Annotated in this window: 10 protein-coding genes, 1 pseudogene and 1 riboswitch; of the genes and pseudogenes, 9 read left to right on the forward strand and 2 right to left on the reverse strand. The window is 54.2% G+C overall.

All coding sequences use genetic code 11. The annotated features are described in order from the left end of the window. Positions 1-513: 513 nt before the first annotated feature. Positions 514-1173, reverse strand: a complete 660-nt coding sequence (gene ribB, locus HPC37_RS10355) for a 3,4-dihydroxy-2-butanone-4-phosphate synthase (RefSeq protein ID WP_208123040.1) — start codon at positions 1171-1173, stop codon at positions 514-516. Positions 1174-1248: 75 nt separating this feature from the next. Then, a riboswitch (FMN riboswitch) is annotated at positions 1249-1378 on the reverse strand. 106 nt (positions 1379-1484) lie between these two features. Here ribB and ubiK point away from each other — a divergent pair. The 3 genes and pseudogenes from ubiK (at position 1485) to HPC37_RS10370 (ending at position 3783) form a co-directional block, all read left to right on the forward strand. After that, entirely contained in the window at positions 1485-1808 is a 324-nt protein-coding gene (gene ubiK, locus HPC37_RS10360; protein ID WP_208123041.1) for a ubiquinone biosynthesis accessory factor UbiK, read from the forward strand. 23 nt (positions 1809-1831) lie between these two features. Continuing rightward, positions 1832-3097: a multifunctional transcriptional regulator/nicotinamide-nucleotide adenylyltransferase/ribosylnicotinamide kinase NadR gene (nadR, locus tag HPC37_RS10365; protein WP_208123042.1), complete on the forward strand. Its 1266-nt coding sequence runs from the start codon at positions 1832-1834 to the stop codon at positions 3095-3097. Then, a pseudogene (locus tag HPC37_RS10370) lies at positions 3098-3783 on the forward strand (metallophosphoesterase family protein). A 72-nt stretch (positions 3784-3855) separates the two neighbouring features. Here HPC37_RS10370 and acs read toward each other — a convergent pair. Further along, positions 3856-5823, reverse strand: coding sequence for an acetate--CoA ligase (gene acs, locus HPC37_RS10375; RefSeq protein ID WP_208123043.1), 1968 nt, complete (start codon positions 5821-5823; stop codon positions 3856-3858). 239 nt (positions 5824-6062) lie between these two features. Between acs and gmk the strand changes: the two genes are divergently transcribed. Genes gmk through murI form a run of 6 tightly spaced genes read left to right on the forward strand, consistent with a single transcriptional unit; the run spans position 6063 to position 12535 of the window. Beyond that, positions 6063-6689, forward strand: coding sequence for a guanylate kinase (gene gmk / locus HPC37_RS10380; RefSeq protein WP_208123044.1), 627 nt, complete (start codon positions 6063-6065; stop codon positions 6687-6689). A 54-nt stretch (positions 6690-6743) separates the two neighbouring features. Next, positions 6744-7028 carry a DNA-directed RNA polymerase subunit omega gene (gene rpoZ, locus HPC37_RS10385; RefSeq protein ID WP_208123045.1) on the forward strand — a complete coding sequence of 95 codons (285 nt, stop codon included), beginning with the start codon at positions 6744-6746 and terminating at the stop codon, positions 7026-7028. Positions 7029-7048: 20 nt separating this feature from the next. Continuing rightward, complete coding sequence (spoT, locus tag HPC37_RS10390) at positions 7049-9178, forward strand: bifunctional GTP diphosphokinase/guanosine-3',5'-bis pyrophosphate 3'-pyrophosphohydrolase (protein ID WP_208123046.1); 2130 nt, start codon at positions 7049-7051, stop codon at positions 9176-9178. A gap of 7 nt (positions 9179-9185) precedes the next feature. Further along, on the forward strand, positions 9186-11267 hold the full coding sequence (recG, locus tag HPC37_RS10395; protein WP_208123047.1) for an ATP-dependent DNA helicase RecG: 2082 nt from the start codon (positions 9186-9188) through the stop codon (positions 11265-11267). Beyond that, a complete protein-coding gene (locus HPC37_RS10400) occupies positions 11239-11739 on the forward strand; it encodes a chorismate--pyruvate lyase family protein (RefSeq protein ID WP_208123048.1) in 501 nt (166 codons plus the stop codon). The genes recG and HPC37_RS10400 overlap by 29 nt, the downstream gene beginning before the upstream one ends. A gap of 1 nt (position 11740) precedes the next feature. Then, on the forward strand, positions 11741-12535 hold the full coding sequence (murI, locus tag HPC37_RS10405) for a glutamate racemase (RefSeq protein WP_208123049.1): 795 nt from the start codon (positions 11741-11743) through the stop codon (positions 12533-12535). Positions 12536-12712: the final 177 nt, after the last annotated feature.

Raw genomic sequence — 12712 nt, forward strand, 5'->3', positions numbered from 1 at the left:
ATTATCGCAGATAATTTAATACCAATTATTGGTTAATTTATCTTCAAAACCCACCCACCGCGGTGGGTTTTTTATACCCACTAAAAACCCAAAGTAGCGGTTCGCCCAACAGCCAACCGCACTTTTTCATCACGCTTCAACCGCACTTTGCCTTTTTAAACCTCGTGCAGGATTATGGGGTTTTGGGTCCCCTTATGTTTTTCTCGCAGCCGAGCCGTGAAGAATTTTCTGGTGAATTTTTCGTGTCTGAGCGAGCGCAAGCGAGTGAGTTTAAAAATTCGCCTGAAAATTTAGGCGCAGGCTGACGGAGAAAAATCATCAGGGGTGCGTTGGGTTCTTAGGGGCTTGCGCAAACAAGCCCTAAGCCGCCGCAGGCGGAATAGCGATAGTGATAACGGAGTAATGACCGCGCGCGCCGAGCGCCAACGCATAACTGAAAACCGATAGCGATGACGGCGTCATCAAAGAGAACAAGGAAAGAAAACACAAAGTGCGGTCAAACCGCACTTTACCTCACGCCGAACGGCTCAAGCCCTCCTCGGCGAGTCGAAACGTCACCAAATCCTCGATCGTCAACACCCCAAAGCCGTGCGCCTTAGCAAAGGCCACAATCTCCGGCGCGCGCGCCATCGTACCGTCGTCATTGGTAATCTCACAAATCACCCCAGCAGGCACAAGCCCTGCCAAACGCGCCAAATCCACCGCCGCTTCCGTATGCCCACGGCGTACCAGTACCCCGCCGGTTTGCGCTTTCAGCGGAAACACATGGCCTGGGCGATTGAGATCGCTCGGCTTGGCATCAGGCGCGATGGCCGCCTTAATTGTCGTCACTCGATCACGCGCGCTCACCCCTGTGGTCACGCCTTGGGCGGCCTCAATGGTGACAGTAAACGCCGTGTGATTGACACAATTATTATTGGCCACCATTGGTGCAAGATCCAACTGCTGGCATTGCGCCTCGCTCAAACACAGGCAGACAATGCCGCTGCCGTGGCGAATCAGCAGCGCCATCTGCTCGGGCGTGATAAATTGCGCAGGGAAGATTAAATCCCCCTCGTTTTCGCGGTCTTCATCGTCGAGCACCAACACCCCGTGGCCGCGACGAAAGGCGTCAAGGGCGTGCAACACACGCTCAGCACTTGAGCCAAATTGAGAAAGAAGAGACTGATTCATAGTAATATCCTAAATGTTAAGTTACTAGAATCAGGGCATGATGATAGGCGCACGGCGTGCGCGCAACACAGAAGACTGTGTTCTCTTTCATCCAGACTGTCACTGTCGGCTTCGGAGTTGCACCGAATCTGCTGACCTCAAGTTGCCTTGAGCGCTCGTGGGCTTTACCACCGGTGGGGAGTTGCACCCCGCCCTGAGAACAGCGTTATTATACGCCAAAACGCGCGCAGCGGATAAAAAATTTCCCTTTAGGGTAGCAATTTCGTAAAATGGAGCATAGTGTATAACATTTGAGAAAAAGGGGACTATTTATGCTAAATCCAAAAAAATTGGAGCAGATTGCGCAACAAATTCACGACGCGCTGCCAAAGGGCATCAAAGAATTTGGTGAAGACATGGAGGCGAAGATTAAGCAGGTGATCCAAGCGCAATTGACCAAGCTTGACGTGGTCAGCCGTGACGATTTTGAGGTGCAAACCCAAGTGCTGATGCGCACCCGTGAAAAGCTGACCGCACTTGAGCTGCGTGTGGATGAACTTTCACGTCTGCTTGGCAAAACGCAAGCTGAACAAGACAGCACCCCAGAGCCTGCCCCTGCGGTGTTCAATGATACTGACGAGCGTGAAACTCACTAACCGTAAACCTTAAGGAGGGTGCGATGTCATTTGCTTATTTACAACAAAAGCGCAAACAGCTTAACTTAAAAGTCAACGAAGTGTGTGAACAAGCTGGTGTGACGCGCGCCTACTTCAACCAATTGGTCAGCGGCAAAATCAAAAACCCAAGTGCCATCAAGCTGCAAGCGCTGCACAAAGCGCTCAACATCACCGCCCAAGTGGACAAAAAAGTCGGCGTGATTTTCGGCAAGTTTTACCCCGTGCACACCGGCCACATCAATATGATTTTTGAGGCGTTTAGTAAAGTTGATGAAATCCACGTAGTGGTGTGTACTGAAAGCGAGCGGGATTTGAAGCTGTTTTACGACAGCAAAATGAAAAAAATGCCCACGGCGCAAGACCGCTTGCGCTGGATGCAGCAAATTTTTAAATATCAACAAAAACACATTTTTATCCACCACTTGGTGGAAGACGGCCTGCCAAGCTACCCAAACGGCTGGGAGGCGTGGTCAAAACGCGTGCAGCAGCTGTTTAAAGACAAAAATGTCAACCCAACTATGGTGTTCAGCAGCGAGCCGCAAGACAAAACACCGTATGAAAAATATTTAGGCTTGCAGGTGCATCTTGTCGACCCTGAGCGCAAATTCTTCAACGTCTCGGCCACCAAAATCCGCAACCATCCGTTTCATTATTGGAAGTTTATCCCGAAAGAAGTGCGGCCATTTTTTGCCAAAACCATCGCCATTTTGGGCGGCGAGAGCAGCGGCAAGAGTGTGCTGGTCAACAAGCTCGCCACCGTGTTCAACACCACCTCAGCGTGGGAATATGGCCGCGAATATGTATTCGAGCAGCTCGGCGGCAACGAGCAGGCAATGCAATTTTCAGACTACCCGTTAATGGCCATCGGCCACTTGCGCTACGTGGATTACGCCTTGCGCCACGCTCACAAAGTGGCGATTGTGGATACCGATTTCATCACCACGCAGGCGTTTTGTATTCAATACGAAGGCAAAGCCCACCCGTTTTTGGACTCGATGATCAAAGAGTATCCGTTCGACATCACCATTTTGCTCTCGAATAACACCAAATGGGTTGACGATGGCCTGCGCAGCCTTGGTGACAAAAAATCCCGCCAGCGTTTTCAAGAGCTGCTGAAAAAACTGCTGGATAAATACCAAGTGCCGTATATTGAAATCACCTCACCGAGCTACCTCGAGCGCTACGACGCGGCCAAAGCGATTGTGGAGAAAATCCTCAACGATGAAGATTTGCCGCAGTTGCACCACGACGAGGTGAAAGGGGCCTAGATGTTAGTTTTTGCAGGGGACCCACACGGCAGCTATGCGCATTTGCTCGCGTTTGTTAAAGCGCAGCCCGATGTGGCGCTGATTATCCTCGGTGATTTGCAGCTCAGCGACTGCGCCGTGCTCGATGAGCTAGGACAGTATTGCGATTTGTGGTTTATCCACGGCAATCACGACAGCAAAACCGTGGCGGCGTTTGAGGCGCTGTGGGGCAGCCACTGGCGTGAGCGCAATTTGCACGGCAAAGTGGTGGAGATTCAAGGCGTGCGCGTGGCGGGCTTGGGCGGCGTGTTCCGCGGGCAGGTGTGGATGCCGCCGAACAAACCGCTCTTTTTTGACCCGATTCACTATTGCCAATATTGCCCGCAAGAAAAATCTGGCAAGGCGGCCTGCCGCTGCGCCATCGCACGTCGATTTTTTTATCCGACATTGAGGCCCTTGAGCGCCAACAGGCGGATATTCTCGTCTGCCACGAAGCGCCCAAGCCGCACCCCTCTGGCTTTGAGGTGATCAACGAGCTGGCCCAACACATGGGCGTGCAAAAGCTCTTTCACGGCCACCATCACGACAGTTTTGACTACCACGCCCACCCACGGCGGGACCCTTTCGAGGTGGTCAACGTTGGCTTTCGCAGCCTTGCCACCCAAGACGGTGAGTTTTTGCTCATCGGGGTGGATGACAGGGAATAGCCCAGAAAAGCAAAGTGCGGTCAAACCGCACTTTTTGTTTAACCGCACTTTGTCTTTGACCGCACTTGGGTTTTATAACACTTGGCGTTGCAGCTGGCCGATGATGTGCGGGTTTTCCAAGGTGGAAATATCTTGCGAGATAACCTCGTTTTTGGCAATTGCGCGCAGCAGCCGGCGCATAATTTTGCCTGAGCGAGTTTTCGGCAAGTTTTCCGCAAAGCGGATATCTTCTGGGCGGGCAATTTTGCCGATTTCTTTCGACACCCACGCTTTGAGCTCTTCGGCCAAGGCTTTGGCCTCGTCGTCGTTGTCTGGCAATGGCGTGTTGAGCACCACAAAGGCCACCACCGATTCCCCTTTCAACTCGCACGGTTTGCCCACCACCGCCGCCTCGGAGACTTGCGGGTTGGCCACCAAGGCCGATTCAATCTCCATGGTGCCCAAACGGTGGCCCGAGACGTTAAGCACATCATCCGTGCGGCCAAGAATCCAGAAATAACCGTCTTCATCACGGTGGGCGCTGTCGCCGGCCACGTAATATTTGCCGCCCAAGGCGTCAGGGAAGTAGGTTTGTTTAAAGCGCTTGTCATCATTCCAAATGGTGCGCAGCATCGACGGGAATGGGCGTTTGATCACCAGCATGCCGCCGCTTTCATCGCGCACTGGCGTGCCGTCGTCGTCCACCACATCCGCCATAATGCCCGGCAGCGGCAAAGTACACGAGCCTGGCTTGAGCGAGTTGATGCCCGGCAGTGGCGAGAGCATAATCGAGCCCGTTTCTGTTTGCCACCAGGTGTCGACAATCGGGCAGCGCTCTTTACCGATGACTTGATAAAACCACATCCATGCCGCCGGGTTAATCGGCTCACCCACGCTGCCGAGCAGGCGCAGTGAGGAGAGATCGTATTTATTCGGGATCCAATCCCCCACGCGGGTGAGTGAGCGAATCAGCGTCGGCGAGGTGTAGAACACCGTGATTTTGTGGCGCTGAATCATTCGCCAAATGCGCCCTGGGTCTGGGTAACTCGGCACCCCTTCATAAATCACTTGGGTCGCGCCATTGGCCAGCGGGCCGTAACAGACATAAGAGTGGCCGGTGATCCAGCCCACATCGGCGCTACACCAATAGATATCATCGGGCTTGTTGTCAAACACGTTGCGGAAGGTGTTAATCGCCCCAAGCAAATAGCCCGCGGTGGAGTGCACAATGCCTTTTGGCTTGCCGGTGGAGCCAGAGGTGTAGAGGATAAATAGCGGATCTTCTGAGTCCATCCACTCCGGCTCACAGAAATCTTTCTGACCTTTTGAGAGCTCATGCCACCACAAATCGCGCCCGGCTTGCCAGTGGTTGTCGATGTTCAAGCGGTAATACACCACCACATTTTGCACACTCTCGCAGCCCATCTCGAGTGCTTCGTCGACGGTGTCTTTGAGAGGAATAATTTTGCCGCCGCGCAACCCGCCGTTGGCGGTGATGACCAATTTGGCCTGGGCATCCTCAATGCGATCGCGCAGCGCGCTGGCAGAAAAGCCGCCAAACACCACTGAGTGAATGGCGCCAATGCGCGCACAAGCCTGCATTGCAATCACGGCTTCGACAATCATCGGCATATAAATCACCACGCGATCGCCCTTGCTCACGCCGAGCTCGCGCAGCGCATTGGCAAAGCGGCACACGCGGTTGTGCAACTGGGCATAAGTCCAAGTGGTGACTTGACCAAAATCGGATTCAAAAATCAGTGCGGTTTTGTCGCCTTTGTCGGGCAGGTGGCGGTCAAGGCAGTTGTAGCTGGCGTTGAGTTTGCCATCGGGGAACCATTTGTAAAACGGCGCATTGCTGTCGTCAAAAATGGTCATAAACGGCTTTTTCCAGGTGATCAAATCGCGCGCGAGATCGGCCCAATATTGCAAATAGTCTTTGTCGGCAAACTCCCACAGGGCTTGGTAGTCTTGCAGATTGCCGATGTTGGCCTGCTGGCTGAAGTCATCACTGGGTTTAAAGATTCGATTCTCTTTAAGCATGGCGTCTAAATGTTGCATCGTAATCTCCTTATAAAAAGTGCGGTTTGCCGATCTTTTGTACTTTTAAAGTATATTAAGCAGCCAATCGCCGCAAGGGGTGTTAATGAAATGTTACAGATAGAGATCACATTTTTGAAAATTTCTTGCCGATTTTGCCCTTTAAAACAGCAAAAGTGCGGTCAGCGGGCGGATTTTAACTGATTTTTCTGCCATTTCACGGCATAATGCCTATGATTTACACCAATGTAGGAAAGATTATGCAATACGGTCAGTTATATATCATCTCCGCGCCCAGTGGGGCGGGCAAGTCGTCGCTGATTGCAGCGCTGCTCAACAACCTCGGTGAGGGCAAGGCCAAAGTTTCGGTCTCGCACACCACCCGCGCACCACGCCCAGGCGAGGTGGACGGCGTGCATTACTATTTTTGTGATGTGGGCAGCTTCAAGCAGCACATTGCCGATGGCCACTTTTTGGAATATGCGCAGGTGTTTGAAAACTACTACGGCACCTCCAAGCCGATGATTGAAGAGAGCCTCGCGCAAGGGATTGACGTGTTTTTGGATATCGACTGGCAAGGTGCGCAGCAAGTGCGTGAAAAGCTGCCTGAGTGCAAAAGCATTTTTATCCTGCCGCCGTCACTGGCTGAGCTCGAACAGCGCCTGCAACGCCGTGGGCAAGACAGCGAGGAGGTGATCGCTAAACGGATGGAAAAAGCAATTGCCGAGATGAGCCATTATGCCGAATACGACTATGTGGTGGTCAACGACCAATTCCAGCAAGCATTGTGCCAGTTGCAGGCGATTTTGCAGGCCGAAAAATTGACCCTTGCCGCGCAGCAAAAAAATCATGGCGCTTTAATTGCACAATTGCTAGCGAAATCATAGCAGCTTTAGTATGATATAAGATCCTAAAAAATATTGACCCCAACGGAGAACATTATGGCACGTGTTACAGTGCAAGATGCAGTAGAAAAAATTGGCAATCGTTTTGATTTGATCCTCACCGCCGCGCGCCGTGCGCGTCAGTTGCAAACCAGTGGCAAAGAGCCGTTGGTGGAGCCTGAAAACGACAAGCCAACCGTGATCGCCTTGCGTGAGATCGAAGAAGGTTTGATCAACAACGACATCATGAACAAGCAAGAGCGCTTTGAGCAGCTAGAACAAGAAGCCGTGGAGCTGCAAGCGGTGTCACTGTTGTCGGCGGAAACTGAAAACGAAGACTAATTGATTGCAGGTGGTGCCGATTGTATCTTTTTGAAAGTTTAAATCGCATTATTCAAGGCTACCTGCCAAGCGATGACATTGAGCTGGTGCGTCAGGCCTACATTGTGGCGCGCGACGCCCACGAAGGCGTGACGCGCTCCAGCGGCGAGCCTTACATCACCCACCCGGTGGCGGTGGCCTCGATCATCGCCGAGATGAAGCTCGACCACGAGGCGGTGATGGCGGCCTTGTTGCACGATGTCATTGAAGACACCCCCATTACGCAAGATCAGCTGACCGCACTTTTTGGTGAAAGTGTGGCCGAGATTGTTGAAGGCGTGTCCAAGCTCGACAAACTGAAATTTCGCACCCGCAAAGAGGCGGAAACTGAAAACTTCCGCAAAATGATTTTGGCGATGACCAAAGACATTCGCGTGGTGTTGATCAAACTCGCCGACCGCACTCACAATATGCGCACCCTTGGCGCCCTGCGCCCAGACAAACGCCGGCGCATCGCGCGTGAAACGCTGGAAATTTATGCCCCCTTGGCGCACCGTTTGGGGATTGAGCACATCAAAAACGAGCTGGAAGATCTCGGCTTTGAGGCGCTCTATCCGAACCGCTACCACGTGCTGCAAAAGGTGATTCAAGCCGCGCGCGGCAACCGCAAAGAGATGATTTTAAGCATCGCCGATGAAATCCGTGGCCGCTTGACGGACGCTGGCATCAACGCGCGCGTGTTCGGGCGCGAGAAGCATCTCTATTCCATTTATCAAAAAATGCGCCTAAAAGAGCAGCGCTTTCACTCGATCATGGACATCTACGCCTTTCGCACCATCGTGGACAGCGTTGACACCTGCTATCGCGTGCTCGGGCAAATGCATGGGCTGTATAAACCGCGCCCAGGACGGGTGAAAGACTATATCGCGGTGCCAAAAGCCAATGGCTATCAATCGCTGCACACCTCGATGATCGGCCCGCATGGGGTGCCGGTGGAGGTGCAAATCCGCACTGAAGACATGGACCAAATGGCCGAGATGGGGGTGGCTGCGCACTGGATGTATAAAGAAGGCGCGGAGAGCAAAGGCACCACCGTGCAAATCCGCGCGCAACGCTGGCTGCAGAGCTTGATTGAACTGCAACAAAGTGCGGGTAACTCGCAGGAATTCATCGACAGCGTGAAATCCGATATGTTCCCCGACGAGATTTATGTGTTCACGCCAAAAGGCCGCATTGTTGAGCTACCAACGGGCGCCACCGCCGTGGATTTGGCCTTTGCGGTGCATTCCGACATCGGCCAAACCTGCTTTGGTGCGCGGGTTGACCGCGTGCCGTACCCGCTTTCACAACCGCTGGAAAGCGGCCAAACGGTGGAGATTCTCACCTCGCCTTACGCCCGCCCAAGCGCCGGCTGGCTCAACTTTGTGGTGACCGCCAAAGCGCGCTCGAAAATCCGCCAAACGTTGAAGAACCTCCGCCGCGATGAGTCCATCACGCTCGGCAAACGCCAGCTGATGCACTCCCTTTCGCCATACAAATTATCCGACATCGACGAGCAGCGCTTGCAAGCATTGCTCGACGAGCTGCATTTGGCTAATCTTGACGATTTGCTGGCGGAAATTGGCCTGGGCAACCGCATGAGCGCAGTGATTGCCCACCGCTTGCTCGGTGAGAAAATTGAAATCGACACCGACGGCATCCCGAATAACAGCAAAGACGAAAGCTTGGTGATCAAAGGCGCGGAGGGCTTGCTGATCAGCTGCGCTAAATGCTGCCACCCAGTGCCAGGCGATCCGATCGTGGCGTTTGTCAGCCCAGGCAAAGGCTTGGTGGTGCACCACGAATCCTGCGCCAACATTGTGCACGAGGCGCAAAACGAGCCTGAACACTTCACCCCCGTTGAGTGGGAAAAGAGCGAAAACACTGTGGAGTTCGACGCCGAGCTGCGTATTGAGGCGGTCAACCAGCAGGGCATCTTAGCGCGCTTGACCAACGCCATCGCCCGCACCGGCAGCAATATCAAGAGCATCGCCACCGAAGAAAAAGAAGGGCGCGTGTATTTCATCACCTTAATCATTGCGGTGCAAAACGTCGACAAACTCAACGCGGTGATGAAAAAGCTCGCCAACGTCACGGGCGTGATCGAGATTGTGCGCAACATCAACGAATAGGCTCGCCATGACTGGTCAATTGCTTGATGCCGTGCCGCTGACCGCACTTTCGGGTGTGGGCGCGGCCATGGCGGCAAAGCTGAACAAACTGCGCATTCACAATGTGCAAGATTTACTCTTTCACCTGCCGATGCGCTATGAAGATCGCACCCGCGTGACCGCACTTTGCGATATCACACCCGATTCATACGCCACGGTGGAGGGCATTGTGCAAAGCTGCGATGTCACCTTTGGCCGGCGCGCCATGCTCACTTGCGCGATTTCTGACGGCACCAGCAAGCTGATGCTGCGCTTTTTTAATTTCAACGCGGGCATGAAAAACAGCCTGCAAGCGGGCGCGCGCGTGAAAGCCTTTGGTGAAATCAAACGCGGGCGCTTTATGGCCGAGATGCACCACCCGCAATTTCAAATCATCCACAATGATGAGCCACTCGAGCTTGAAGAAACCCTCACGCCGATTTACCCCAGCACCGACGGGCTGCGCCAAGCGAGCCTGCGCAAGCTCACCGACCAAGCACTCAAGTTGCTGGCCAGCACGCCAGTCAACGAGCTGCTGCCAGCTGAGCTCAACGCGCATAATATCAGCTTGAAAGAGGCGCTCATCACCTTGCATCGTCCGCCGCCGAGCCTGTCGTTAAGCCAGCTTGAAGATGGCCAACTGCCCGCCCAGCAGCGGCTGATTTATGAAGAATTGCTCGCCCACAATGTCGCGATGCTGCAAAGCCGCGCGCAAATGCGCAAACTCAGTGCAACCGCACTTTGCGCCAGCGGCACGCTCAGCCAGCCTTTTTTAGCGCAGTTGCCGTTTCAGCCTACCGCCGCACAAACGCGCGTGAGCCAAGAAATTTTGCACGACCTTGCCCAAAACGAGCCGATGATGCGCTTGGTGCAAGGCGATGTCGGCTCGGGCAAAACGCTGGTGGCGGCGCTGGCGGCACTGGTAGCGGTAGAAAACGGCAAGCAGGTGGCCTTGATGGCGCCGACCGAAATTTTAGCCGAGCAACATGTGCAAAACTTCCGCCGCTGGTTTGAGCCATTGGGCATTTCCGTCGGCTGGCTGGCGGGCAAAGTTAAAGGCAAAGCGCGCAGCGAGGTGCTGGAAAACATCAAGTGCGGTCAGGCGCAGGTGGTGATCGGCACTCATGCCTTATTTCAAGATGAAGTTGAATTTGCCGATTTAGCGCTGGTGATCATCGACGAGCAACACCGCTTTGGCGTCCATCAGCGGCTGTTGCTGCGGGAAAAGGGGCTGAAAAACGACACCTACCCGCATCAGCTGATCATGACGGCAACGCCCATCCCGCGCACGCTGGCGATGACGGTCTACGCCGATCTCGACACTTCCATCATCGATGAGCTGCCGCCTGGACGCACGCCGATTCAAACCATTGTGGTCAGCGAACAGCGCCGCGATGAGATTGTCGAGCGCGTTCGCCTCGCCTGCGAGCGCGACCACCGCCAAGCCTATTGGGTGTGCACCTTGATTGACGAAAGCGAGGTGTTGGAGGCGCAAGCAGCGCAAGCCACGGCGGAGGATTTGCAACGCGCGTTGCCAAACTTGCGCATTGGCCTTGTTCACGGCCGGATGAAACCGCAAGAAAAACAAACTATTATGCAGCAATTCAAACAAGGCGAGCTGGATTTGTTGGTCGCCACCACCGTGATTGAAGTGGGCGTGGACGTGCCCAATGCGAGCTTGATGATCATCGAAAATGCTGAGCGCTTGGGGCTGTCGCAACTTCACCAACTGCGCGGCCGCGTGGGGCGGGGCAGTGTTGATTCTTACTGCGTGCTGCTTTACAAAACGCCGCTGGGCAAGGTGTCGAAAAAACGCCTGCAAGTGATGCGCGAAACCCAAGACGGCTTTGTGATCGCCGAAAAAGACCTGCAAATCCGCGGCCCGGGTGAGGTGCTCGGCACCAAACAAACAGGCATCGCCGCGTTTAAAATCGCGGATTTAATGCGCGATCGCAAGCTCATTCCCTTAGTGCAACACAATGCCAAAACGCTGATGGCGCGCTACCCGCACTTGGCGCAGCCGCTGATTCAACGCTGGCTGGATGACAAAACAATCTATGGCAATGTTTAACCCCTTCGGGCACGTTCACTGGCAAGCCCAACATGAGGGCAGCGCACTGCCACCCTCGCTCAAGCACTGGCTGTTCTCAACGGATTCCCTCACCGCGATGCTCAAACAAAAGTGCGGTCAGTTCAGCGTTGCGGTAGAACATGAAGGCTGGCGGGCAGCGGTGTTCGCGCAGGAAACCGCACTTTTGCCACCCAGCCCGCGCTATTGGGTGCGCGAGGTGACACTGCTGGGCGACGGCACGCCGTGGGTGGCAGCGCGCACAGTGGTGCCACAGGCCACATTAACACAGTTCCCACAGCTACATTCGCTCGACAGCACGCCGCTGGGGGAGTTCCTCTTTGCGCACAATGGCGTGCGCGGCGCGCTGCAATGGGGTAGAATAGATGGCATGTACGCTCGCCGCTCCTGCTTTACACTGGCGGGCCAGCCGTTGCTGGTCAGCGAGCTTTTTCTGCCCGAGTTTGATTTTTGACATGACACAGCCCAACAGTATCCTGATTTTTGACTCTGGCGTGGGTGGCTTGACGATTTACCACGAAATTCAAGCGCTCCTGCCGCAGTGGCAAATCCTCTATTGCAGCGACAACGCGTTTTTCCCTTATTCTGAAAAGCCCGAGCAGGCGATTATTGACCGCACTTTAGCCATTTGCCAACGCATCATGCAACGCCACCCGCTGGCACTGATCGTGATTGCCTGCAACACCGCCAGCACCGTGGTGCTGCCTGCTTTGCGCGCGGCCTTTCCGGAGGTGAACATCGTCGGCACGGTGCCGGCCATCAAGCCCGCGGCCAAAATTTCGCAAACCAAGCGCATCGGGCTTTTGGCCACCAAAGGCACTGTCAAGCGGCCTTACACCCAGCAGCTGATCGACCAATTCGCCCTCGACTGCGACGTGTTACGCCTGGGCACAACCGAGCTGGTGCAACTGGCGGAAGACAAACTGCACGGCAAGCTCATTTCGATCGCACAAGTGCAAAGTGCGGTGCGTGATTGGGTCGGCGAGAGTGAGCTTGACACCGTGATCCTCGGCTGCACGCATTTTCCTTTTCTCAAGCACGAGCTTGCGCAAGCGCTGCCGCAGGTCAAGCATTTCATCGATTCTGGCAAAGCTATCGCCGCGCGAGTGCAATATCTCCTCAAAGATCAAACGCCTTCTCGCACAGCCGAAAACTGTGTATATTATACCCAACCGCTCGGTGACGAGCAGCCACTGCGGGCGTGCTTAGCGCAAATGGGCTTTACGCAGCTGCGCCACCTTTCACTTTGATATAAAGTGCGGTTTCTCGCCGTTTTGGCGATAAAAACCGCACTTAATTATTTTTGTGAAAAACACTTGCCAAAGTTTTGCTAGGCTCTATAATTCGCACCCACTGACGCACAGCAATGCAAAGTGCGGTCAGAAAAGATCAAAAGTTAAAAAAACTGCTTGATCTGAGGCGAGAGG

The sequence above is a fragment of the Spirabiliibacterium mucosae genome (genome assembly GCF_014884965.1).
GTDB classification, from domain to species: Bacteria; Pseudomonadota; Gammaproteobacteria; order Enterobacterales; family Pasteurellaceae; genus Spirabiliibacterium; species Spirabiliibacterium mucosae.

What these genes read in the sequence shown, in the direction of transcription:
- ribB (WP_208123040.1), bottom strand. Translation starts at nt 1,173, where the DNA reads ATGAATCAGTCTCTTCTTTCTCAATTTGGCTCAAGTGCTGAGCGTGTG.
- ubiK (WP_208123041.1), top strand. Translation starts at nt 1,485, where the DNA reads ATGCTAAATCCAAAAAAATTGGAGCAGATTGCGCAACAAATTCACGAC.
- nadR (WP_208123042.1), top strand. Translation starts at nt 1,832, where the DNA reads ATGTCATTTGCTTATTTACAACAAAAGCGCAAACAGCTTAACTTAAAA.
- acs (WP_208123043.1), bottom strand. Translation starts at nt 5,823, where the DNA reads ATGCAACATTTAGACGCCATGCTTAAAGAGAATCGAATCTTTAAACCC.
- gmk (WP_208123044.1), top strand. Translation starts at nt 6,063, where the DNA reads ATGCAATACGGTCAGTTATATATCATCTCCGCGCCCAGTGGGGCGGGC.
- rpoZ (WP_208123045.1), top strand. Translation starts at nt 6,744, where the DNA reads ATGGCACGTGTTACAGTGCAAGATGCAGTAGAAAAAATTGGCAATCGT.
- recG (WP_208123047.1), top strand. Translation starts at nt 9,186, where the DNA reads ATGACTGGTCAATTGCTTGATGCCGTGCCGCTGACCGCACTTTCGGGT.
- HPC37_RS10400 (WP_208123048.1), top strand. Translation starts at nt 11,239, where the DNA reads ATGACAAAACAATCTATGGCAATGTTTAACCCCTTCGGGCACGTTCAC.
- murI (WP_208123049.1), top strand. Translation starts at nt 11,741, where the DNA reads ATGACACAGCCCAACAGTATCCTGATTTTTGACTCTGGCGTGGGTGGC.